The following is a 23,699-nucleotide window of genomic DNA, read 5'->3' as shown; positions in this document are numbered from 1 at the left end:
TTCCTCTTTTGCGCTGGTCGGATAAGACAGGCGCATTCGCGTGGAATTGGCTGACTGCAAACTGTGCTTGAGCAGCTATCTTCACATTTTTTGGGGCAACCGGGGAAATTGAATGTCCTTCTTTCTGGTTCTCGTCAGTGTCGTCGCAATCGGACTGATCGGATTCTTTATAGGTCGACAGCGCGCCGTTGCGATTGACAAGGCTCAGCCTGTCGTCAGTTCAGGCGCAGCCACAGAGAAAATGCATTCCCGCCCGCTCTATCATGGCTGGTGGGTTTTCCTCGTTTCCGCATTGCCCGCAATTTTGTTTCTCGCGGTCTGGGCGGTTGGTACATCGGTTTATCTCGATCATACGGCAACTGCTCGTATGCCGGCTGCTGTCGAAGATGGTTCGTTTTCAGAGCGCAGCTTGCAGCTTGGCATGATTCGCAGCCTTGCAGGCGGCTTGGAAAAGCTGACGCCTGCTGAAATCGATAGTTTACCGCAGACCTATAAGGAAGCCCGTGATGTTCTCGGCTCAAAAGGCGTAGCGCTTGCGACTGAAGGCCAGGACTATATGGTTCCAGTTGCGCTCTTCCTCGAAAAGGCGAGTAAGGTTTCCCATACGGTTGGCAGCGCAATCGCTCTCGTTATCGCGGTTGCTGGTCTGATTTTTGGACTTTCCGGCATCAAGCGCCGCACGCGTGCCCGTAACAATGTCGAGCGCATCGTATTGTGGGGCCTGATTGCCGCTTCCGGTATCGCTATTCTGACGACCATCGGCATCGTGTTCTCTGTTCTGTTCCAGACGGTGAGCTTCTTCCAGTCGATCGCCCCGATGGACTTCTTCTTCGGAACTGTCTGGGACCCACGCTTCGCAGCTGCAGGTTCGGGTGGTGAAGTCGGTCAGTTTGGTCTCATCCCGCTTTTGGCTGGTACGCTTTATATTGCATTCGTTGCGATGTTGTTTGCTGTACCAGTTGGCCTGTTCTCCGCAATCTACATGGCAGAATATGCGTCGCCGCGTGTTCGCACAGTGGTAAAGCCCGTGCTTGAGCTTCTTGCCGGTATCCCGACCATTGTTTACGGCTTCTTCGCACTGATAACGGTTGGCCCGTTCCTGCGAGATCTCTCTGCAGCCATTGCTGGCGGTCAGGGCTTCATTATGGCGCAGAGCGTTCTGACTGCTGGTCTTGTCATGGGCGTGATGCTGATCCCGTTTGTGTCGTCTCTGTCTGATGACATTATCACAGCGGTTCCCGGTTCTCTCCGCGATGGCTCGCTTGGTCTTGGTGCAACGCGTTCGGAAACAATCAAGCGGGTTGTTCTGCCAGCAGCACTTCCGGGCATTGTCGGCGCACTTTTGATGACGGCTTCGCGTGCAATTGGTGAAACCATGATTGTGGTGCTTGCAGCCGGTGTTGCAGCGCGCCTTTCTGCCAATCCCTTTGAAGCGATGACGACGATCACTGTCAAAATCGTCAGTCAGCTCACCGGCGACCTTGAGTTTGATTCCCCGCAGACGCTCGTTGCCTTTGCGCTGGGTATCACCCTCTTCGTCCTGACGCTGATCATGAATATCTTTGCGCTCTACATCGTTCGCAAGTACCGGGAGCAGTACGAATAATGACCGATTCAACTCTCAATGCTGGCACTGCGGTAACAAAGCCCCAGCGCCGCGATATCGGAATCAAGCGTCGCTACGCTGCTGAACGTCGCTTCCGTCTCTATGGTGTGGTTGCCATTGCGATTGGTGTGTTCTTTCTCTGTGCGCTTTTGTTCTCGGTGTTTTCCAAGGGCTATACGGCTTTCGGACAGACGACGATTTATCTGCCGGTCAAGCTTGACGCACAGGTTATCGATCCGGGCAATAAGCTTGCAACCGATCCGAATGTGTTGATCACGGCCAACTATCCGCTTCTGGTACGTAACGCCTTGGCTGAAAAGCTGGGTGTGCCGAGCACGGATCGCGCTGAAATGCGTGAAGTTGGGCGTTTCTTCTCCGATGGTGTTCGTGTTCAGCTTCGCCAGATGGTGATGGATAATCCATCATTGATTGGCACCACACAGACAGTTCCAGTTCTGGCTGCTGCTGATATTGACTCCGCCTATAAGGGGCAGATCGATTTTGAGGTTCCAGAAGCAAACCGCAAGGTTTCAGACCGTCAGTTTGAGTGGATCAAGACGCTTACCAATGAAGGCATCATGAGCCAGGCTTTCAACTGGGGCTTGTTTACCAATGGCGCTTCCAGTCGTCCTGAAACCTCTGGTCTCGGTGTTGCGCTTGTCGGTTCCTTCTACATGATGATGATCGTGCTGGTTCTCGCACTGCCTATCGGCGTGGCCGCTTCGATCTATCTTGAAGAATATGCCAAAAAGAACCGCCTCACGGATATTATCGAAGTCAATATCAACAATCTGGCAGCTGTTCCGTCGATTGTGTTCGGTCTGCTTGGGCTTGCAGTCTTCATCAACTTCTTCAATCTGCCGCGTTCAGCGTCAATTGTCGGTGGTCTGGTGCTGACATTGATGACGCTTCCAACCATTATCATTGCGACACGCTCCGCACTTCGCGCCGTGCCGCCGTCGATCCGCGCAGCAGCTCTTGGGCTTGGTGCATCTAAAACGCAGATGGTGTTTCACCATGTGCTGCCGCTTGCAGCGCCCGGCATTCTGACCGGAACGATTATCGGTCTTGCTCAGGCGCTTGGTGAAACAGCGCCATTGCTTCTGATCGGCATGGTGGCTTTCGTTGCCAATATGCCTGCAACGCCGATGGACCCTGCAACGGCTCTGCCTGTGCAGATCTTTATGTGGGCGAATGAAGCTGAGCGTGCCTTTGTAGAACGGACATCAGGCGCTATTATCGTCCTGCTCCTGTTCCTGGCAGTCATGAATATTGCAGCAATTATTCTGCGCCGCCGCTTTGAGCGCCGCTGGTAAACGGGAGAGAAATGATGAATCTCATGACCGAACGATCTCTCGAAAAAGCCGTAGGAGAAAAGATGAACGCCAACGCCCCCTCCATAAAGATGCGCGGCGACAAAGTCTGCGTGTTTTATGGCGAGAAACAGGCTCTGTTCGAAGTTGATCTGGACGTTCCGGAGAAGATGGTGACGGCGCTGATCGGTCCTTCGGGCTGCGGCAAGTCTACATTCCTGCGTTCGCTCAATCGTATGAACGATACGATCGAAGGCTGCCGTATCGCTGGCAAGATCACGCTCGACAACGAAGATATCTACGATCCGAAAATCGACGTTGTTGAATTGCGTGCTCGCGTTGGCATGGTGTTCCAGAAACCCAATCCGTTCCCAAAGACTATTTTTGAGAACGTGGCCTATGGTCCACGCATTCACGGTCTGGCACGCAACAAGACCGATCTCGAAGAAATCGTGGTCACCAGCCTCAAGAAGGCCAGCCTTTTTGAAGAAGTGAAGGATCGCCTGCACGATGCCGGAACCGGTCTTTCAGGTGGTCAGCAGCAGCGTCTGTGCATTGCACGTGCGATTGCGGTCAGCCCGGAAGTCATCCTGATGGATGAGCCTTGCTCAGCCCTTGATCCGATTGCGACTGCCAAGGTCGAAGAGCTTATCGACGAGCTGCGTCAGAACTACACGATCGTAATCGTCACACACTCCATGCAGCAGGCAGCTCGTGTTTCGCAGCGCACCGCAATGTTCCACTTGGGCAATCTGGTGGAAGTGGGCGACACGGATGTGATGTTCACTGCACCGACCGAGAAGCGTACGCAGGACTATATCACGGGTCGTTTTGGCTAAAATAATTGGAGCATTTCCAGCAAAAGTGTGAAGCGGTTTTGCGTAGGATAATGCGTGGTAAAGATGAGCAGGAGCGACGGCTGATTTGAGAAGACAGCTGTTCGGCTTCCCCGCAATTTAATTGAGGTCTATTATGGCGTCTCAGCATACCGTCACCGCTTACGACGAAGAACTGCAGTTCCTGACCCATAAGATCGCCGAAATGGGTGGTCATGCGGAACGTATGGTCGAGCAGTCCGTTGCAGCGATTGTCAACGCGGACAATGCGCTTGCTCAGCGCGTTATTTCCGATGATCTCATCCTTGATGCAAGCGAGCGTGAGATTGACGACAAGGCAGTCATGATCATTGCAAAGCGCCAGCCAATGGCTGTCGATCTGCGCGAGATTATCGGCTCGATCCGCATCTCCGCCGATCTGGAACGCGTTGGCGATCTTGGTAAAAACATCGCAAAGCGTGTTGCCGCCGTTTCGGAATCACGCCAGCCGGTCAAGCTCTATCGCGGGCTTGAAACTTTGGCCGAACTCGCTTTGACCCAGCTCAAAGATGTGCTCGACGCTTATGCAACGCGCTCGGTGCAGCAGATCAATGTCGTTCGCGACCGCGATGACGAAATTGACTCGATGTACACCTCGCTGTTCCGCGAGCTGCTCACCTATATGATGGAAGATCCGCGCAACATTTCAGCCTGCACGCATCTTCTGTTCTGCGCAAAGAACATTGAGCGCATCGGCGATCACGCAACCAACATTGCGGAGACGGTCTATTACATTGTGACCGGCCTGCAAATGCCTGCGGAACGCCCGAAAGAAGACCTGAGCCACGGCATTGTCGTGGATGAGGCGCGTAAATCCTAAGAACACTGGTGCCGCTATTTACGGACCAGAATGTATGCATGAGTAAGAATAACGCGACGGCACGCGGTCGATCGGGGGCTTGTATCTTCCGCGAAGCCTAAGCGCATCCCAAAAAGTGTGAAGCGGTTTTTGGATAAGATGCGCGGTGAAGAAAAAAGCGCATCCCAAAAAGTGTGAAGCGGTTTTTGGATAAGATGCGCGGTGAAGAAAAAAGCGCATCCCGAAAAGTGCGAAGCGGTTTTTGGACAAGTTGCGCGGTGAAGAAAAAAGCGCATCCCGAAAAGTGCGAAGCGGTTTTTGGACAAGTTGCGCGGTGAAGAAAAAAGCGCATCCCGAAAAGTGCCGAGCGGTTTCGGCCAGGATCCGCGTTAAACAATGAGTTAGAGCGAAATCTGTTTCTATCAGATCGAAACGCGCTCTAAATTTTGGATAGGAAATACTGGATGTCACAGGCACCCAAGATTGCTGTGGTTGAAGACGAAGAAGCCCTGAGTGTGCTCTTGCGCTACAATCTCGAAGCCGAAGGCTATCAGGTTGATGCGATGCTGCGCGGCGATGAAGCCGAAATCACGCTGCGCGAAAACGTACCGGACCTTCTTATTCTGGACTGGATGCTTCCCGGTGTATCGGGGATCGAGCTTTGCCGTCGTCTGCGCCAATGGCCGGAAACCGAGCGCCTGCCGATCATCATGCTGACGGCGCGTGGCGAAGAAAGCGAACGTGTCCGGGGTTTGAGTGTCGGTGCTGACGATTATGTCGTAAAGCCCTTCTCGACGCCGGAACTGCTTGCGCGGGTTAAAGCCATGCTGCGCCGTGCCAATCCGAGCGTTCTCTCGCACGTGCTCAAGGTTGGGGACCTGGTTCTCGACCGTCAGCAGCACCGCGTCTACCGCAAGGAAAAGGAAGTCCGTCTCGGACCGACAGAGTTTCGCTTGCTCGAATATTTCATGATGTCACCGGGCCGCGTGTTCTCTCGCAGCCAGTTGCTGGATGGTGTCTGGGGCCCGGATATCTATGTCGATGACCGCACGGTTGATGTGCATGTTGGTCGATTACGCAAGGCGATCAATGTCGGTCGTGCCCTCGATCCAATCCGCACGGTGCGGGGCGCAGGCTATTCCTTCGGGTAATAAAGTCCCGACATGTAGAACGTCAAAGAAGCGGCCCGTTACTGAAAATGTGACGGGCCGTTTTGCATTAGAGCGCGTTTCGATCTGATTGGATCAGATCGGCGCTCTAATTATCTGTTTTAACGCGCATCTTTGTCCGAAAAACGTTTCACACTTTTCGGGATGCGCTCTAGAGCATAATCCAACCAGCGTGAAACGGGGATCGATAAGATTATGCTTCAAATAAAAGGGGGAGGGCGGCGGTCTGATAAATCAGATCGAAACGGCTCTAAGGGAGCGAGCGGCGCGACTCAGTCAAAGCCCTTCCGATTCGGAAATGGACATCCATAACGTGCCAAAATGACCAGTATCACGCGATGTTACATCGATCGTGACAAAGTTGAAGGAACCGTGAAATCGGCGCCAAAAACAGCATCTGAAAAGTTAAAAAACGTGGCTGCGTAAAATCTTGAAACATCAGCGAAATAAGGCAGCGATGTGGCCTGTATTTCAGCAAATTGAATCGCGTTAAATCAATAACTTATAAGATTTGCTAAATTACGTTAAGGATTTGTTAATAAATTTAAGGGGTTTGTGGGGGAAATTAAACTCTGGATTCGGGTTCGATTGGCCACCGTTTTGGTGGCTTTGTCATTTTAGGAATTTGACCGTTCGCCTTTTTTTGGCCTAAAAATTCCAAAACCTTGAATGCAATGAGTGACAGCAGAACGTTTATTTTTTGATTTTCGTTCTATTTGGCTGGAGCGCCGAGTGTCTCGATTGGATACACAACGGCTGCTCTGTTAGTTCAGATCTGCTGCATAGTTTTATGCAGTGGCACCACAGCCAGGTTTCAAACGCCTTTTGCGGGGCGGAGGCCAGGTTGGATCAGTTAAGGGTCCTAACGATGAGACTGAGCCGTTGACGCGCGCTTCTAAGTGGAAACTGCCCGTTATTCTAGGGCTTCTGGTTGCTCCATTCGTGGTGACAGGTTGCACGACGACCGGAGGCACCGCCAAGACCAAAACGGAAAAGACGGCGGCGGCCAGCCACGTCAAGACGGTCAATGGTGTCAAGACTTTCACCTATACCGCCAGAGACCGCGAATGCCTCGAACGTGCGATGTTCTTTGAATCAAACCGTTCAAGCCCTGATGGCCTCATGGCTGTCGGCACTGTCGTTATGAACCGTCTCGCATCGGGCAGTTATCCGGATACGATCTGCGGCGTTGTCGGTCAGAAGAACCAGTTTGCACCGGGCGTTCTATCCCGCAAGATGAATTCCAGGGCTCTGCCGGATGTTCAGGCGGCAGCTGACTCCGTTCTCAAGGGCAAGCGCCATCCATCGCTGAAGAATTCAATGTTCTTCCACACCGCTGGCCTTAAATTCCCTTATCGCAATATGCATTACGTGCTGGTTGCTGGCGGCAATTCCTTCTATGAAAAGCGTGGCCGCGATGGCGCGCTGGAAAATCCAGTACCGCAGACCCCGTATAATCTGGCATATGCTTCGACACCTCAGTCGCCGTCCATGCCGGAAGGTCCATTCTACAATGTAACCGATCAACAGGATGTGCCGGTTCCACAGGCTCAGCCGACTGTACAGGTTGCATTGGCTGAGGCATCCAAGACAACCGAAGTTCAGCAGAATGAAGGTGTGGGACCGCAGGCGCGTGGTGATCGTTTGGCTGCATTGCCCGTTAAGCCAGCTGAAAAGCCGGTGCTGACGCAGGTGGCAAGCTACCAGCCGACATTTGATGAAACGGCTCCTGCCGCGCAGAATGTATCTCTGGGATATACCGCTGATAAGAAGCATGTGGATGCTATTGGCGCCATGCTTCTGTCGCAGGAGCGTCCTGAATCGCCTCTATGAAGCCCCGATTTCAAAAGTGATTTGAATAAAAAAGCGCCTCTAGAGGGCGCTTTTTTTAATGCTCTATCTGCCTGTTACTGGGCTCGACTATTACTTGGCTTGAACTGGCACTGGTCGATAAATCGGCTGATAGATCACCATCGGCGTATCGTAGAAATCGGCACGGTTCTGCCAGGCGCGGCGATCTGCACGACGATCCAGATCAAGCTGCAAAAGGCAGTTGGAAAATGCATCGGATTTTTGCTTGAAACCATAGCTGCGGCAGGTTTGTTCATCTGCTGCGCGGCGCTGTTCCGGTGTCATGGTTTGACAACCGGCCAAAAGGCCCGTCAGACCAAGGATAATAAGCACGCTTTTCTTCATAGCTGTTGCTCTCAGTGATTTAAAATTTTCTATCGACCGCATAAACAATATATCGCAGTGGCAGGAAAAAGCGTGGTGAAATTAAGTCATCTGATAAACTGCTGCTGATTCTTTCAAACACGAGGCTTGCAGCCATATGGCACATGACAATAACGCTCCCGTCATCGATCCGGTAAAACTCGAACGTCTGGCTGAAGTGGCTGTACGCGTCGGGCTGCAATTGCGTGAAGGGCAAGACCTTGTCATCACAGCTCCCGTCGTTGCTCTGCCGCTTGTGCGCCTGATAGCAAAACATGCCTATAAGGCAGGTGCGGGACTTGTAACGCCGTTCTTTTCTGACGATGCGATTGCGCTGGCGCGTTATGAAAACGCGAGTGACGAGAGCTTCGACCGTGCAGCGAGCTGGCTCTATGAGGGCATGGCCAAGGCCTATGCCAATGGTGCAGCACGCCTTGCGATTGCAGCTGACAATCCAATGCTGCTGTCTTCGCAGGACGCTTCAAAGGTTTCGCGCGCCAACCGTGCCAACTCCAAAGCCTATCAGCCTGCTCTTGAGAAGATTGCCGGTTTCGACATCAACTGGAATATCATTTCCTATCCGAACCCGGAATGGGCGAAGCTGATGTTTCCCAATGAGGCCGAAGACGTTGCGACCCGTAAACTTGCTGATGCAATCTTTGCTGCGTCGCGCGTTGATGTGGACGATCCGGTCGGTGCATGGGCGGCACATAACGCAGCATTGCGAACCCGCACCCGGTTGCTCAACGGCAAGGCCTATAGCGCTCTGCATTTCAAGGGACCGGGCACCGATTTGACGGTTGGTCTGGCAGATGGCCACGAATGGCATGGCGGTGCGTCGACTGCCAAGAATGGCATTACGTGCAATCCGAATATTCCGACCGAGGAAGTCTTCACCACGCCGCACGCGCTGCGCGTCGATGGTCATGTGTCGAGCACCAAGCCGCTGTCGCATCAGGGAACGCTTATCGACAATATTTCCGTGCGTTTTGAAGGCGGGCGTATTGTCGAAGCCAAGGCGAGCCGTGGCGAGGAAGTTCTCAACAAAGTGCTGGATACCGACGAAGGCGCACGTCGTTTGGGGGAGGTGGCTCTGGTTCCGCATTCCTCGCCAATCTCGCAAAGCGGCCTGTTGTTCTACAACACGCTGTTCGATGAAAATGCTGCGAGCCACATTGCGCTTGGCCAGTGCTATTCGAAATGTTTCATTGATGGTGCGAAGCTTGACCCTGAACAGATCGCAGCGCAGGGAGGCAATTCAAGCCTTATCCACATCGACTGGATGATCGGTTCCGACAAGATCGACGTAGATGGTGTCAATGCCGATGGCAGCCGCGAGCCTGTGATGCGCGGTGGCGAATGGGCCAACTGACCTTTGCAAATACAAAAAGGCCGGGAATTTCCCGGCCTTTTTCATTTTTGATTGGTCAGAGTACCAAGATCAGTTCTTTTCCTGAACATGTGCTTCAAGGAACCACAGCGATTTGTCGAGGCTGCGCGACGCGGCAGTGAAAATGTCTGCCGTGGTGTCGTCACCAGCGTCATCTGCATCCTTGATCGACTGGCGCACGAGATTGGCAACGTCGCCATAACGTTCGATCAGTGCGGCGAGGTGATCATGAACGGCATAGATATCCGTCGGATAGGCCTTGAGCTTCGAATCCTTGGCAACAACCTGCGTGGTACCATAGGCGGTGCCGCCGAGCTGCACTGCACGCTCTGCGATCGTATCGACATGCTCATCAAGGTCTTTACGGAAAGTATCCAGCAATTCATGCACGGCGATAAATTGTGGCCCCTTAAGGTTCCAGTGCGCCTGCTTTGTGATGAGGGCAAGGTCGATGGTCGCTGCCAGATTTTCGTTTAGCAGCGCTATCATCGTGGTCTTGGTATTGGAGGGAAGATCGTTGCGGGTTGCATGCATCGACTTCTTGGACATTTTATCCTCATATCCTTTGCACGATCCGGCTGTGTATCAGCGTTTGGGACATCGCTGAAGGAAAACAGATTTGTTTTTCTGAAACCGGCCCCGCCAGATCTCAATGAAAGGCCGGTCTCCGGATACGGTAAATGATATCCGCCCCGCATCCAGCATAAAAACGCTTCAAGTGGGGTTTGGTTCCTTGATCAGCTTGTAAATTTTAGCCGTTTTATGTGTTTTGCTTGTCGCGGGACGATTTCTGATTTACCCGATGGCTTATGAAGATACTTGCCCTCGATACCGCCTCTTCCTGGTGTGCTGCCGCAGTTTATGATTCTGGCAGTGGTGCCGTTCTTGCTGAAGTCAGTGAGGATATCGGCAAGGGACATGCTGAAGTCCTGATGGACTATATCGAACAGGTCATGACGCAAGCCGGAATCGCCATGTCTGAACTCGATCGGGTGGCGGTGAATGTCGGCCCCGGTTCTTTTACCGGTGTGCGCATTGGCGTGTCGGCAGCGCGTGGTTTTGCACTGGCTCTCGGCCGTCCGGCGATTGGTGTCAGTGCATTTGATGTGCTTGCTTCCGAAGTCGCGATAAGCCATCCGGGGCAACCCGTTCTGGTGCTGCTCGAAGCGCATCGGGGTGAGATTTACGCGCAGGCCTTTGGCGCTGACGGCAACGCTCGGAGCAATCCCATGGTGGTTTCTCGCGACGAAGCGCTGGCGCTTATCCAGCAACAATCGTCCCAAACAGTTCTGGCCGGTTCTGCCGCAGCCACATTGAACGAAATGCTTGCCGGAACCTTCAGTGTCGCGCGGGGTGAGCCGACCGGACAAATCGGCACTTTTGCAAAACTCGCTGCTTTACGCGAGCCGGGCGAAGCGCCGAAGCCGCTTTATATGCGTGGACCGGACGTGAAGCCGCAAACCGGTTTTGCGTTGCCGCGTAAGGCAAGCGGAGAATAGCGTCATGATGAGCTTTGTGCTGGGCCGCTTTGGTCGCAGGCCTGTTTCGATTGAGACGCTCGGTGCACAGGACAGCGGAGAAATCCAGCGTATTCACGCGCTTGCGTTCCGCCATGGCTGGAGTTCAGATGATTTTCGCTCGCTGATAGCGCAGGATACGGTGTTCGGTTTTTTGGCGCGGCCGGAAGGCAAACCAGGTAAGGCTTGCGGTTTCGTGCTGGCGCGTCTGGTTGCGGGTGAGGCTGAAATTCTCACCATCGCGGTTTCCAACGAGGTGCGAAAACAAGGGGTGGGGCGCTCGCTGATGGATGCTGTATTGCGCTATCTCTATCAGGAACGTGCCGATACGCTGTTTCTTGAAGTCGATGAGGCCAATGTGGCCGCTCTCGCTCTGTATCGTCGCATCGGTTTCAACAAGGTCGGCGAAAGACCGGCATATTATGAAACAGCAAATGGACGATCATCCGCTTTTATTTTGCGGCGTGATCTGGTGAGGCCGCAATGATTGGTGCGATCCGCATCATCTTTGTGGTGGCGGCGATGGTCGCACTCAGCCTGTCACTTATTCCGGTACAATATGTGTTTCTGAAACTCAAAAACACATGGAAGCGTCGTCTTCCCAATTTCTTCCATCGCATTGTGGCGCGTCTGTTTGGCTTTCGCATCACAATCGTCGGCGATATGCCCGAAGGAAGACCATTGCTGCTGGTCTCCAATCACACCTCATGGAGCGATATTATTGTTTTGTCTGCCGCAGGGCAGGTGTCGTTCATTGCAAAATCGGAAGTCAGAAGCTGGCCGGTTTTCGGCTTCTTTGCCGTTTTACAGCGCACAGTCTTTGTTGAGCGAGAACGACGCGGCAAGACCGGCGAACAGACCTCCGATATTGCCAAGCGGATTGCGGACGGTGATGCCATGGTTCTGTTTCCTGAAGGTACGACATCGGATGGCAATCGCGTACTGCCGTTTAAGACAGCGCTTTTTGGGGCAGCCCATGCGGCGATCCGTGAGGCAGGCGTACCGGAAGTGATCGTACAGCCGGTGGCTATTGCCTATACAGGCGTGCATGGCATGGCGATGGGGCGTTATCATCGTCCGATAGCTTCTTGGCCGGGCGACGTGCAGTTAATGCCGCATCTCAAAGGTATTCTGCGCGAGGGTGCCATCGACGTCGAAGTGCGCTTTGGCGAACCAATAATGGTGACTGCCGAGACGGACCGCAAGGCGCTTGCCCGTACCATGGAAAGCCGGGTGAGGGCGCTGTTGCAGAGCTCGCTTCTTGGACGTGAGATCGCGGAAGACTGATACCCAATTCCAGAGAGTGAAACTCAATGGAATTGGGCCAAGCCCGAGTAGCGTTTGAATTTTTTCAAGGCGTGATGTGTCAGCATCTCAGCGCCTTGGTATAAGAGCGTAAGTTTGTCGCCTTCCAAAGTGGCGATAAAAACGCTAGATAGCCGCGCATGAGCGAAAATATGACTGATATCAAGACAAACCCGGATGGCAGCAACACGCGTAAGGTCTTTGTGAAGACCTATGGTTGCCAGATGAACGTCTATGACAGCCAGCGCATGGCCGATAGCCTTGCGCAGGAAGGCTACGTCACGACTGATACGCCCGATGATGCCGATCTGGTGCTGCTCAATACCTGTCATATTCGCGAAAAGGCATCGGAAAAGCTTTATTCAGCGCTGGGTCGCCTGCGCAAGATGAAGGATGCACGCGGACCAAATGGCAAGCAATTGACCATCGGTGTTGCCGGTTGCGTTGCGCAGGCAGAAGGTCAGGAAATTCTGCGCCGTGCGCCCAATGTCGATCTGGTTATCGGACCGCAGACCTATCACCGCCTGCCCAGCGCGCTTGCGCGCGTGCGCAACGGCGAAAAAATTGTCGAAACCGAATATGCCATCGAAGACAAGTTTGAACATTTGCCTGCGCCAAAGCGCGAGGAAACACGCAAGCGCGGCGTTTCGGCGTTCCTCACGGTTCAGGAAGGTTGCGACAAGTTTTGCACTTTCTGCGTTGTGCCTTACACGCGCGGTTCGGAAGTTTCACGCAGTGTTGCACAGATTGTGGCCGAGGCTGAGCGTCTTGCCGATAGTGGCGTGCGCGAACTCACCCTTCTTGGACAGAACGTCAATGCATGGCATGGCGTGGGCGATGACGGTCGTGAATGGGGTCTTGGCGAACTGCTGTTCCGCCTTGCCCGCATTCCCGGTGTGGCGCGTCTGCGATATACGACCAGCCATCCGCGCGACATGGATGATGCGCTGATTGCTGCGCACCGCGATCTCAAACAGTTGATGCCTTATTTGCATCTTCCGGTTCAAGCGGGTTCGGACCGTATTCTCAAAGCCATGAACCGTCGTCACAAGGCGGATGAATATATCCGGCTTATCGAGCGTATCCGTGAAGTGCGTCCGGATATGGCGCTTTCAGGCGATTTCATCGTAGGCTTCCCCGGTGAAACAGATCAGGATTTTGAAGACACGATGCGGCTTGTACGTGAGGTGCATTACGCGCAGGCCTATTCGTTCAAATATTCACCGCGTCCCGGTACCCCGGGTGCCGATCTTCCCGATCATGTTGAGGAAGCGGTCAAGGACGAGCGTCTGCAACGCCTTCAGGCGCTGCTTTCCGAGCAGCAATATGCATTTCAGAATTCGCTGGTCGGTCGCGAAATGGATGTGCTTCTGGAAAAGAAGGGTCGCTTCGATCATCAGATGGTTGGTCGTTCGCCATGGCTTTTGCCAGCGATCGTCGACGACAATGGCGATCAGGTCGGTGACATCATTCACGTGAAAATTACAGGTACAGGTACCAATAGTCTTATTGCGCAAAAGCTCGTGTAAGCGCATGATACAGTCAAGGCAGTAGTCGCGGTGAGTAGCCTTATACCGAACGTTCTGCCAGTACTGTGATTGCAATGCGTGAACCTTAGGGAGATGCGGTTGAGCGCTACGGAAAAGTTGAAGTCTGCCAAGCCAACCATTCAAACGCAAACAAACACAATTTCAGGTTCGGTTACAAATCCGGCTGCAAGGGCCGCGTCCGGGGCCTCAGACATGGCCCATATCGTCCTCACCTTTGATAATAACCGTCTCGCCAGTGCGCTTTACGGTCAGTTCGATGAGAATCTGGCACGTATCGAGCAGAAGCTTGGCGTTGATGTGCGTTCGAAGGGGAACGAGCTTTCCATTCGTGGAGACGCAACGGCCACTGAACAGGCCCGGCGCACGCTGGATCAGCTTTATGAATATCTGCAAAAAGGCCATGAGTTGAGCCCGTCGGATGTTGATGGTGCCATGCGCATTGCCATTGCTGCGGATGATCAGCTGATATTACCGACGCTTGAAACGAAGGGGAAAATGTCGGCTGCGCAGATATCGACGCGCAAGAAGACAATCTTTGCCCGCACGCCGACGCAGGACGCCTATATGCGCGCGCTTGACCGGTCAGAGCTGGTTCTGGGGGTTGGGCCTGCGGGTACAGGTAAGACCTATCTTGCCGTCGCCCATGCTGCGATGCTTCTGGAGCGCGGTCTTGTAGAACGCATTATCCTTTCACGCCCGGCTGTTGAAGCTGGCGAGCGTCTGGGCTTTCTGCCCGGCGATATGAAAGAAAAGGTCGATCCTTATCTTCGTCCGCTTTATGACGCGCTTTACGATATGATGCCTGCCGAAAAGGTCGAACGCGCCATTACGGCCGGTGTGATCGAAATTGCGCCGCTCGCTTTCATGCGTGGCCGAACACTGGCGCATTCTGCGGTCATTCTCGATGAAGCACAGAACACGACTTCCATGCAGATGAAAATGTTCCTGACGCGTCTGGGCGAAGGTTCGCGCATGATGGTCAATGGCGATCCAAGCCAGATCGATCTTCCTCCCGGCCAGAAGTCCGGCCTCGTTGAGGCACTGCGGGTGCTGGATGGAGTGGATTCGGTGGTCAAGGTGCGCTTTACCGAGAAAGATGTGGTGCGTCATCCGCTGGTCGCAGCAATCGTCAGCGCCTACGACAGCGACGCGAAAAAGCATACACGAGCGGAATGATTCAAAGTTTATCTTGTAATTTTGCAGTCAAATGACGATGTAAAAATATTACGTCCGCTTTCAAGCGGACGTATCTTTTAACAACTGGAAGGATAGAGCGGTTGCTTCATCGCAAACCGCGGCAGAAGTGTCAGACAACGCGATCCAAATCGATATCATGATCGAAGCCGGCAATTGGCCGGATGAAACGGCCCTGGAAGGGCTTGTAAAGCGCTCAGTTGAGGTGGCCTGGGATAATCTTCGGCTCAAGCCCGCAGAGAGCGAACTCAGTCTGGTTTTTACCGACGATGCTTCCATTCAGGCAATCAATGCTGAATGGCGCGGCAAGGACAAGCCCACCAATGTTCTGTCTTTTCCCGCTTATCCTGTGAAGGCTGGCGAGCAGCCGGGCCCGATGCTTGGCGACATCATCATCGCACGGGAAACGGTCGAACGCGAAGCGCTCGAAGAAGGCAAACCGCTCGAAAATCACCTTACCCATCTGGTGGTGCATGGCTTTTTGCATCTTTTGGGTTACGATCATGAGAGCGAAGATGAGGCCGAGGAGATGGAGCGACGTGAACGCGAAATCCTTCATGCTCTTGCCATCCCCGACCCTTATGCTGTATCCGATTTAAACGTTGAAACAGATTGATCATGGCTGACCAAAGCAATTCCTCGTCCGCAGGCGATAGCCGAAGCGACACACAAGATTCAGAAGGACAAAGTACGCAGCGGTCGCAGGCGACCGAAAAGCGTTCCCTTTTGTCGAACATTTTTCCCTTCATGCGTTCGCGCCAATCATCTTCTTTGCGTGAAGATCTGGCCGATGCGATTTCCAGCACCGCAAGTGAGCAGGACTCAGTTTTTTCGCCTGAAGAAAAGGCGATGCTGCACAATATCCTGCGTCTGCGTGAAATCCGTGTCGAAGATGTGATGATCCCGCGTGCTGATGTGGTGGCGGTTGAAATTTCCACTCCGCTTTGGGAAGCGCTGGAGCTGTTTGAAAGTTCCGGTCATTCGCGTATGCCGGTTTATGCCGAAACGCTGGATGATCCGCGCGGCATGATCCATATCCGCGATGTGCTCAATTATATCACCAAGCAGGCACGTCAGAAGACAACCCGTCGTACCACGGCGCGCAAGACCGCCGAGGCAAGTGCCGCCAAGTTCGACATGGGGCGCATTGATCTCACCAAGACGATTGGCGAGCTTAATCTCATGCGCAAGGTGTTGTTCGTGCCGCCATCGATGATGGCGAGTGGACTGATGGCGCGCATGCAGGCGTCCCATATTCAGATGGCATTGGTCATTGATGAATATGGTGGCACAGATGGATTGGCGTCGCTCGAAGACATCGTTGAAATGGTTGTCGGTGACATCGAAGACGAACATGACGACGAAGAAATCATGATCGCCGAAGAGGCAGATGGCGTGTTCGTCGTCGATGCCCGCGCGGACCTTGATGAATTGTCTCAGAAGATCGGCTCTTCCTTTGAAGTGGGTGAGCATGGCGATGACGTCGATACGGTAGGCGGCCTTATCTTCTCCGTTCTGGGACGTATTCCATTGCGCGGCGAAGTCGTACAGGCGGTTCAGGGCTATGAATTCCATGTGCTTGAAGTTGATCCACGTCGCGTAAAACGTGTTCGGATCGTGCCTCTTTCGGAAGCGGATCGCCGCAGACAACAGCGCTCCGTGAGCCCGGTGAAATCGGATGATGCGTCCGAGGTCACGACTGAAACAACGGAAACGTCCAAAGAGGCTTGATGATAGAGAGGCTTGCGGGGAAGATCTCTTCTATGAGCGGTTGGTGTCGTGCGCTGACCGCTTTTGTCAGTGGTGCCGTGGCGACGCTGACCCAGCCACCATTCGATATTTTCATCGCGGGCTTCATTGCCTTTCCGCTGCTGGTCTGGCTCATTGATGGTGCCATCCCCGATAAAGACAAAGGTCCTATCCGTCGCTTTTTCCCGGCAGCGCTCATTGGCTGGTGGTTCGGCTTCGGTTATTTCGTATCTGGCCTCTGGTGGATCGGCACAGCACTTCTGGTTGACGCGCAGCAGTTTGCCTGGGCCATACCGCTCGCGGTTCTTGGTCTTCCGGCATTTCTTGCGATATTTTACGGGCTGGCTGCAATGCTCGCCCGGTTGTTCTGGTCGGACGGTATCGGGCGAATTTTTGCGATAGCGCTGGGCTTTGGTTTCGCCGAATGGCTGCGCACATTCGCTTTCACGGGCTTCCCATGGAACGCACTCGGCTATGCCGCAATGCCCACGCCGATGATGATGCAATCGGTGGAAATCATTGGCCTTGTCGGGATGAGCGCGCTTGCGGCGCTAGCTTTTTCAGCACCGGCGCTGTTGAGCGGCGGGCGTCTGGCAAAGACCGGTATTATCTTGGCCGTTCTGCTGATTGCTGCCCATATCGGCTTTGGCGCATGGACCCTGTCGAAAGCACCAGCTCTGGATGCGGATCGGACAACGCTTTCGGTCCGGATTGTGCAGCCGTCCATTTCGCAGAGCCTGAAATGGGACAACAATGAACGTCGTGCGATTTTCGATAAGTTTATTGCCATGACGCAACTGCTACCTGCAGAGGGAAAACCGAAGCCTGATGTGGTTATCTGGCCGGAAACGGCTGTGCCTTACATTCTGTCATCGACGCCTGAAGCACTCGCGCTGATTGGTGATGTGATTGGCGACGATCAGGTGTTGCTTACAGGGGCGGTGCGTGAAGAACTCGTGCCGCGGCGCGACCCGCGTTATTACAATTCGATCCTCACGATCAATGGTCAGGGACGGATCACTGATTATACCGATAAGGTGCACCTTGTGCCCTTCGGTGAATATCTGCCCTTTGAAGGTATCTTGCGCAGTCTAGGGCTTCAGGAAGTGGTGGAAATGCCGGGCGGCTTTACGGCGGCAAAGGCGCGTCACGCAATCAATGTGATGGAAGGACAAACCTTCTTGCCATTGATCTGTTACGAAGCGATTTTCCCTGATGAACTGTCCTATACGGGCCGCAAAGTGACGGCGATTGTGAACGTCACGAATGATGCATGGTATGGCGATACGCCGGGTCCCTATCAGCATTTTCGACAGGCGCAGGTGCGATCCGTCGAGCAGGGCCTGCCATTGGTTCGTGCAGCTAATAATGGAATTTCGGCCGTCGTTGATGCCTATGGTCGAATCATCGAGGAATTGCCACTCGATGCTGTCGGTGTAATTGATGCCTATTTACCTGAAGAGCGTGTCCCATTTTGGGGCACCGCACCGGGCAGCAAACAGACTCTTTCACTCCTATTAACCCTACTCGCCGTATGCGTGTGGTTCAGGTTGTCTTTCCGACGGCGTTTTCATTGACACGGCAATTTTGTTAAGCTGTTATGCTCTCGCTGTGACGGTTTCTTTCGAAAACCAGTCTGACTACCTCCCACAATGTATTTTATCCCTGTTCGGATGAACAGGCCATGAATGAAAGCTCGCGGTTGCGAGGAGTGAAAGCCGTATGATTGAGAATAAGAAGAAACCCAACCCCATTGATGTGCATGTGGGCAGCCGCATTCGCCTTCGTCGCAATATGCTGGGTCTCAGTCAGGAAAAATTAGGCGAAAGCCTCGGCATCACATTTCAGCAGATCCAGAAATACGAAAAAGGCACCAATCGCGTTGGCGCCAGCCGTCTTCAGGCGATTTCTTCCATTCTCACGGTTCCTGTGGCCTTCTTTTTTGAAGATGCGCCCGGTTCAAACCCCACATCGCAGGCGGGCTTTGCCGAGGACAATGAAGCGACTTACGTTGTTGACTTTCTGAACTCGAATGAAGGTGTGCAGCTTACCCGTGCATTCACGAAAATTGCGGATCCGAAAGTGCGCCGCAAGATCATCGATCTGGTGAAGTCGCTCGCCGCCGAAGGCGAATAAGGCCTCAAACACGGCTCCCAAACGTGGGGGCAGTTTTGGGCGTAAGAAACACTTCAAGAAAATAATGAAAGCGCATCGTTTGAATAAAACTCAAACGATGCGCTTTCATTTGTTCACAAAAGCGTAAGCCGGAAGGATTTTTTCCAGCAACGCTGTGTCGCAACAAGAATATCCATTGACGGTCCAATCCCAACTTCGCTAACACAATGATGTGCCCGGAACCTGTTTATCACTCCGGGCGCTACTGTGTTTCCATAACGGACATTCGCTCCGTTGGATTTTCAAGAGGGGTTACCCGTGTCGCGCAGTTCTTATCTCTTCACCAGCGAATCGGTGTCCGAAGGTCATCCGGACAAGGTTTGCGACCGCATTTCCGATGAAATCGTAGACATGATTTACAAGGAGGCGCGCCGTACCGGCGTTGACCCCTGGACCGTCCGTGTCGCGTGTGAAACGCTTGCCACCACCAATCGTGTGGTTATTGCCGGCGAAGTGCGGGTACCTGAAACTTTCCTGAAGAAGAATAAGGACGGCTCTGTCGCTCACGACAAGGCAGGCCATCCTCTAATCAATCCTTCCCGTTTCCGTTCTGCAGCCCGCAAGGCGATCCGCGAAATTGGTTATGAACAAGACGGTTTTAACTGGCGTACGGCGAAAATCGACGTGCTTCTGCACCCACAATCCGCCGATATCGCGCAGGGCGTGGATAATGCAGCCGACCGTCAGGGTGAAGAAGGCGCTGGCGATCAGGGCATCATGTTTGGCTATGCCTGCCGTGAAACACCGGATCTGATGCCAGCTCCGATCTATTACTCGCACAAGATTCTCGAAAAGCTGGCAGAAGCCCGTCATAAGGGTGAAGGCGATCCAGGCAAGCTCGGACCCGATGCCAAGAGCCAGGTCACTGTGCGCTATGAGAACGGTAAGGCTGCGGAAGTAACCCAGATCGTTCTTTCCACACAGCACCTCGATGCAAGCTGGGATTCCAAGAAGGTCCGTTCGGTTGTCGAGCCTTACATTCGTGAAGCGCTTGGAGATTTGCCAATTGCGGCAAACTGCAACTGGTACATCAATCCAACCGGCAAATTCGTCATCGGCGGACCGGATGGTGATGCAGGCCTGACGGGCCGCAAGATCATCGTCGATACCTATGGCGGTGCCGCTCCGCATGGTGGCGGTGCTTTCTCGGGCAAAGACACGACCAAGGTTGACCGCTCTGCCGCTTACGCAGCGCGCTATCTTGCAAAAAATGTCGTTGCAGCCAACCTTGCTGACCGCTGCACGATCCAGCTTTCCTACGCTATCGGCGTCGCCCAGCCACTTTCGGTCTATGTCGATTTACATGGCACCGGCAAGGTGGATGAATCGGCGGTCGAAGAAGCATTGCGCAAGGTCATGGATCTTTCGCCGAGCGGCATCCGCAAACATCTTGATCTTAACAAGCCTATCTATGCCAAGACTTCGTCTTACGGTCACTTTGGCCGCAAGCCGGGTCGTGACGGTTCCTTCTCCTGGGAGAAAACCGATCTCACCAAGGCATTGAAGGCTGCTCTTTCAGCCTGATTGTTTGGAGAGTATTTCCAGCAAACTGAGAAGCAACTTTGCTGGAAAAGCGCCACAATAAAAAAGTTAGAGCAGGTCCAGCAACCCCGTTCTGACTGGAATCGCGATAAATGACTGATGAATCCCATCCTGTACGCGCGGCCGGAAACTTTTTCGGCCGCCGTCATGGCAAGCCACTTCGTCCGCATCAGAGTAATCTGTTTGAGGATTTGCTGCCGCGCCTGAAAATTGACCTCGACACAGCTACGCTACAGGATTTGCGCTCGCTGTTTGAAGTGCCAGTCGAAAATGTGCGCATGGAAATCGGCTTCGGTGGTGGCGAACATCTCCATAACGAGACGGGCCGTTATCCTGACACAGGTTTCATCGGCGTAGAGCCTTTCGTCAACGGCATGGCCAAAATGCTGGCCGCCCTTGATGAAGCGCCACGCAGCAATCTGCGTCTTTACGATGAGGATGCGACAGCCGTCCTCGATTGGCTACCGGATGCTTCGCTGGTTGGTATCGACCTTTTCTATCCCGATCCATGGCATAAGCGTCGTCACTGGAAGCGCCGCTTTGTGAGCGACGAAAACCTTGATCGTTTCGCGCGTGTGCTGAAGCCGGGTGGACGATTCCGTTTTGCTTCCGATATCGAGCATTACGTTAACTGGACACTCCAGCATTGTGGCAGACATGACGCTTTTGAATGGCAGGCAGAAGGACCATCCGACTGGAACGACGCCTATGAGGGCTGGCCAGGTACGCGCTACGAGGCCAAGGCTTTTCGTGAAGGCCGCCGTGCAGCCTATCTGACATTCATTCGGCTTTGAAACGGAAGCAAATTGCGGCCTTGAAAAAATTCGCATCCGCTGGTATATAAGTTTCAAATTCTTGGTCGTTTGAACAAGAGTGGGTCCCCCCGGTCCCGCTCTTTTTTGTTACTTACGGCTCTGTAAAAAAGGTTTATCGGGTGACGGAACAGGAACACGCAGTTGAAGCCGTAAGCGCAGATGATCGCATCATTCGCGAAACGGGTATCGATGCAAAAGTAGCAAACATCGTGGAACCGGTGATTAACACGCTGGGTTTTCGCCTTGTGCGTGTGCGCCTGTCCGGCCTTAACGGTCAGACATTGCAGATCATGGCCGAGCGCCCTGATGGCACCATGACGGTTGAAGATTGTGAATTGTTGAGCCGAACAGTCGCGCCGGTTCTGGATGTTGAAGATCCGCTTAGCGGCAAGTATCATCTGGAAATTTCGTCGCCGGGCATTGATCGCCCGATGGTTCGCAAGTCCGATTTTTCGGATTGGGCCGGACATATTGCCAAGGTTGAAACCTCTATCGTCCATGAAGGGCGCAAGAAGTTTCGTGGTCGTATTGTGATCGGCGATGCAGATTCGGTCGTGATTGAAAGCGATCAGATTTCTTACGGAAACGAACCTGTCGTCCGCATCCCATTCGATTTGATTTCGGATGCGCGTCTGGTTCTGACCGATGATCTAATCCGTGATGCGCTGCGCAAAGACAAAGCTCTACGTGAAGGCCGCATTCCCGGAGATGACCTGGGCGATGGTCACGGTTCTGATCTTGATGGTGAGGCTGAAGAGTTTGCGCCACCGGAAGCCGAATCCGAAACGGAAAAGAAATAAGTTTCAAAGTGAGTTTCAGGCGTCCGGTTCTCGAAGAAGACCGGATGCGTCACCAAGGAGAGACCTATGGCAGTCAGTGCAAACAGGCTGGAACTTCTGCAAATCGCTGACGCGGTCGCACGTGAGAAGTCTATTGACCGCGAGATCGTTCTTGCGGCCATGGCCGATGCTATCCAGAAGGCAGCGCGTTCGCGGTATGGACAAGAAAGCAACATCCGCGCCGACATCAATGCGAAGTCGGGCGAGATCAAGCTTCAGCGCCTTCTCGAAGTGGTCGAAACCGTAGAAGACTATTCCACGCAGATTTCGCTGTTCACTGCACGTGATCGCAATCCCGATGCGCAGGTTGGTGATTTCATTGCCGACCAGCTGCCGCCAATGGATTTCGGCCGTATTGCTGCTCAGTCAGCCAAGCAGGTCATCGTGCAGAAAGTGCGCGAAGCCGAGCGTGACCGCCAGTATGACGAATTCAAAGATCGTGTTGGCGAAATCGCCAACGGTACAGTCAAGCGCGTGGAATACGGCAATGTGATCGTTGATCTCGGCCGTGGCGAAGCCATCGTCCGTCGCGACGAACTGATCCCGCGTGAAGCATTCCGCTATGGCGATCGCATCCGCGCCTATGTTTACGACGTGCGTCGTGAACAGCGTGGTCCGCAGATCTTCCTGTCACGCACCCATCCATCCTTCATGGCGAAGCTCTTCACCATGGAAGTGCCGGAAATCTACGACGGCATCATCGAAATCAAGTCGGTTGCCCGTGATCCGGGTTCGCGCGCCAAGATCGCCGTTGTATCCCGCGATGCATCGATCGATCCGGTTGGTGCCTGCGTTGGTATGCGTGGTTCCCGCGTTCAGGCTGTTGTTGCCGAACTGCAGGGCGAAAAGATCGACATTATTCCATGGTCGCCAGATGCGGCTTCCTTCATTGTCAACGCGCTTCAGCCTGCTGAAGTTGCCAAGGTTGTTCTCGATGAAGATGCAGAACGTATTGAAGTTGTCGTCCCGAATGACCAACTATCACTGGCAATTGGTCGTCGCGGTCAGAACGTGCGCCTTGCTTCGCAGCTGACCGGCTGGGATATCGACATCCTGACGGAAGACGAAGAATCCGAACGTCGCCAGAAGGAATTCGCCGAGCGTTCGAACCTCTTTATGGAAGCCCTCAACGTTGATGAGATGGTTGGTCAGGTTCTGGCTTCCGAAGGCTTTGCCTCTGTTGAAGAGCTTGCTTATGTCGAGCCAGGCGAAATCGCTTCTATCGACGGTTTCGATGAAGACACCGCCGGTGAAATTCAGGAACGTGCACGCGAATTCCTGGAACGCATCGAAGGCGAGCAGGACGACCGTCGCAAGGCGCTTGGTGTCGAAGACGAACTTCGCGATCTTCCAGGCCTGACCACAGCAATGCTGGTTGCGGTTGGCGAAGATGGCGTGAAGAACATCGAAGACTTCGCTGGTTATGCCGTTGACGATCTTGTTGGCTGGCGTGAACGCAAAGACGGCGAAACGGTTACTCATACCGGTATCCTGACGCCATTCGATGTTTCTCGTGTTGACGCGGAACAGATGATCCTTACCGCGCGTTTGAAGGCTGGTTGGATCACGGAAGACGAACTGGTTTCGGTTGAAACCGACGAAGATGCTGAAGCTGGCGAGGAAGAAGCCGCTTCGTAAAGTATCAGA

General features: G+C 53.6%; 22 protein-coding genes. 20 read left to right on the top strand and 2 right to left on the bottom strand.

What is annotated here, in order from left to right; translation table 11 throughout:
• The first annotated feature begins 112 nt into the window (after positions 1–112).
• From pstC to QBD00_RS05245, 6 genes are all read left to right on the top strand, one after another.
• Positions 113–1,606 carry a phosphate ABC transporter permease subunit PstC gene (gene pstC, locus QBD00_RS05270; protein WP_095447777.1) on the top strand — a complete coding sequence of 498 codons (1,494 nt, stop codon included), beginning with the start codon at positions 113–115 and terminating at the stop codon, positions 1,604–1,606.
• Positions 1,606–2,922, top strand: coding sequence for a phosphate ABC transporter permease PstA (pstA, locus tag QBD00_RS05265; protein WP_318578828.1), 1,317 nt, complete (start codon positions 1,606–1,608; stop codon positions 2,920–2,922). The genes pstC and pstA overlap by 1 nt, the downstream gene beginning before the upstream one ends.
• Before the next feature lie 62 nt (positions 2,923–2,984).
• Complete coding sequence (gene pstB, locus QBD00_RS05260; RefSeq protein WP_235901785.1) at positions 2,985–3,758, top strand: phosphate ABC transporter ATP-binding protein PstB; 774 nt, start codon at positions 2,985–2,987, stop codon at positions 3,756–3,758.
• 133 nt (positions 3,759–3,891) lie between these two features.
• On the top strand, positions 3,892–4,614 hold the full coding sequence (phoU, locus tag QBD00_RS05255; protein ID WP_024898359.1) for a phosphate signaling complex protein PhoU: 723 nt from the start codon (positions 3,892–3,894) through the stop codon (positions 4,612–4,614).
• Positions 4,615–5,057: 443 nt separating this feature from the next.
• Positions 5,058–5,744, top strand: a complete 687-nt coding sequence (phoB, locus tag QBD00_RS05250) for a phosphate regulon transcriptional regulator PhoB (protein WP_024898358.1) — start codon at positions 5,058–5,060, stop codon at positions 5,742–5,744.
• Positions 5,745–6,644: 900 nt separating this feature from the next.
• The gene (locus tag QBD00_RS05245) at positions 6,645–7,595 is read left to right on the top strand and encodes a cell wall hydrolase (protein ID WP_318578827.1); all 951 of its coding nucleotides are present in this window, start codon (positions 6,645–6,647) and stop codon (positions 7,593–7,595) included.
• A gap of 90 nt (positions 7,596–7,685) precedes the next feature.
• On the opposite strand, the gene QBD00_RS05240 is transcribed toward QBD00_RS05245, so the two are convergent.
• Entirely contained in the window at positions 7,686–7,958 is a 273-nt protein-coding gene (locus QBD00_RS05240) for a hypothetical protein (RefSeq protein WP_095447780.1), read from the bottom strand.
• Between the two features lie 136 nt (positions 7,959–8,094).
• Here QBD00_RS05240 and QBD00_RS05235 point away from each other — a divergent pair, with 136 nt between their 5' ends.
• On the top strand, positions 8,095–9,348 hold the full coding sequence (locus tag QBD00_RS05235; protein ID WP_318578826.1) for an aminopeptidase: 1,254 nt from the start codon (positions 8,095–8,097) through the stop codon (positions 9,346–9,348).
• Positions 9,349–9,417: 69 nt separating this feature from the next.
• Here QBD00_RS05235 and dps read toward each other — a convergent pair whose 3' ends face one another.
• Positions 9,418–9,915 carry a DNA starvation/stationary phase protection protein Dps gene (gene dps, locus QBD00_RS05230; RefSeq protein ID WP_095447782.1) on the bottom strand — a complete coding sequence of 166 codons (498 nt, stop codon included), beginning with the start codon at positions 9,913–9,915 and terminating at the stop codon, positions 9,418–9,420.
• A gap of 260 nt (positions 9,916–10,175) precedes the next feature.
• Between dps and tsaB the strand changes: the two genes are divergently transcribed.
• From tsaB to nusA, 13 genes are all read left to right on the top strand, one after another.
• Positions 10,176–10,865, top strand: coding sequence for a tRNA (adenosine(37)-N6)-threonylcarbamoyltransferase complex dimerization subunit type 1 TsaB (gene tsaB, locus QBD00_RS05225; protein WP_095447783.1), 690 nt, complete (start codon positions 10,176–10,178; stop codon positions 10,863–10,865).
• A gap of 4 nt (positions 10,866–10,869) precedes the next feature.
• Positions 10,870–11,370: a ribosomal protein S18-alanine N-acetyltransferase gene (gene rimI / locus QBD00_RS05220; protein ID WP_095447784.1), complete on the top strand. Its 501-nt coding sequence runs from the start codon at positions 10,870–10,872 to the stop codon at positions 11,368–11,370.
• Entirely contained in the window at positions 11,367–12,170 is an 804-nt protein-coding gene (locus QBD00_RS05215) for a 1-acyl-sn-glycerol-3-phosphate acyltransferase (RefSeq protein ID WP_318578825.1), read from the top strand. The genes rimI and QBD00_RS05215 overlap by 4 nt, the downstream gene beginning before the upstream one ends.
• A 158-nt stretch (positions 12,171–12,328) precedes the next feature.
• Positions 12,329–13,717 carry a tRNA (N6-isopentenyl adenosine(37)-C2)-methylthiotransferase MiaB gene (miaB, locus tag QBD00_RS05210; RefSeq protein ID WP_318578824.1) on the top strand — a complete coding sequence of 463 codons (1,389 nt, stop codon included), beginning with the start codon at positions 12,329–12,331 and terminating at the stop codon, positions 13,715–13,717.
• Positions 13,718–13,816: 99 nt separating this feature from the next.
• Complete coding sequence (locus QBD00_RS05205; RefSeq protein ID WP_191793753.1) at positions 13,817–14,914, top strand: PhoH family protein; 1,098 nt, start codon at positions 13,817–13,819, stop codon at positions 14,912–14,914.
• Positions 14,915–15,041: 127 nt separating this feature from the next.
• Positions 15,042–15,548 (top strand): rRNA maturation RNase YbeY, encoded by a 507-nt coding sequence (gene ybeY / locus QBD00_RS05200; protein WP_318578823.1) that lies wholly within the window; start codon positions 15,042–15,044, stop codon positions 15,546–15,548.
• A 2-nt stretch (positions 15,549–15,550) separates the two neighbouring features.
• Complete coding sequence (locus QBD00_RS05195) at positions 15,551–16,663, top strand: hemolysin family protein (protein WP_095447788.1); 1,113 nt, start codon at positions 15,551–15,553, stop codon at positions 16,661–16,663.
• A complete protein-coding gene (lnt, locus tag QBD00_RS05190) occupies positions 16,663–18,258 on the top strand; it encodes an apolipoprotein N-acyltransferase (protein ID WP_318578822.1) in 1,596 nt (531 codons plus the stop codon). The genes QBD00_RS05195 and lnt overlap by 1 nt, the downstream gene beginning before the upstream one ends.
• Positions 18,259–18,403: 145 nt before the next feature.
• The gene (locus QBD00_RS05185; protein ID WP_095447790.1) at positions 18,404–18,817 is read left to right on the top strand and encodes a helix-turn-helix domain-containing protein; all 414 of its coding nucleotides are present in this window, start codon (positions 18,404–18,406) and stop codon (positions 18,815–18,817) included.
• A 297-nt stretch (positions 18,818–19,114) separates the two neighbouring features.
• Complete coding sequence (gene metK / locus QBD00_RS05180; protein WP_095447791.1) at positions 19,115–20,380, top strand: methionine adenosyltransferase; 1,266 nt, start codon at positions 19,115–19,117, stop codon at positions 20,378–20,380.
• A gap of 110 nt (positions 20,381–20,490) precedes the next feature.
• The gene (locus tag QBD00_RS05175) at positions 20,491–21,192 is read left to right on the top strand and encodes a tRNA (guanosine(46)-N(7))-methyltransferase TrmB (RefSeq protein WP_318578821.1); all 702 of its coding nucleotides are present in this window, start codon (positions 20,491–20,493) and stop codon (positions 21,190–21,192) included.
• 140 nt (positions 21,193–21,332) lie between these two features.
• Positions 21,333–22,013: a ribosome maturation factor RimP gene (gene rimP, locus QBD00_RS05170; RefSeq protein ID WP_318578820.1), complete on the top strand. Its 681-nt coding sequence runs from the start codon at positions 21,333–21,335 to the stop codon at positions 22,011–22,013.
• A gap of 66 nt (positions 22,014–22,079) precedes the next feature.
• The gene (gene nusA / locus QBD00_RS05165; RefSeq protein ID WP_095447794.1) at positions 22,080–23,690 is read left to right on the top strand and encodes a transcription termination factor NusA; all 1,611 of its coding nucleotides are present in this window, start codon (positions 22,080–22,082) and stop codon (positions 23,688–23,690) included.
• Positions 23,691–23,699 lie beyond the last annotated feature (9 nt).

This window comes from Ochrobactrum sp. AN78, assembly GCF_029909885.1.
Lineage (GTDB): Bacteria > Pseudomonadota > Alphaproteobacteria > Rhizobiales > Rhizobiaceae > Brucella > Brucella quorumnocens.
The sequence above is the reverse complement of the archived record's forward strand: the minus strand, read 5'-3'. Positions and strand labels throughout refer to the sequence as shown.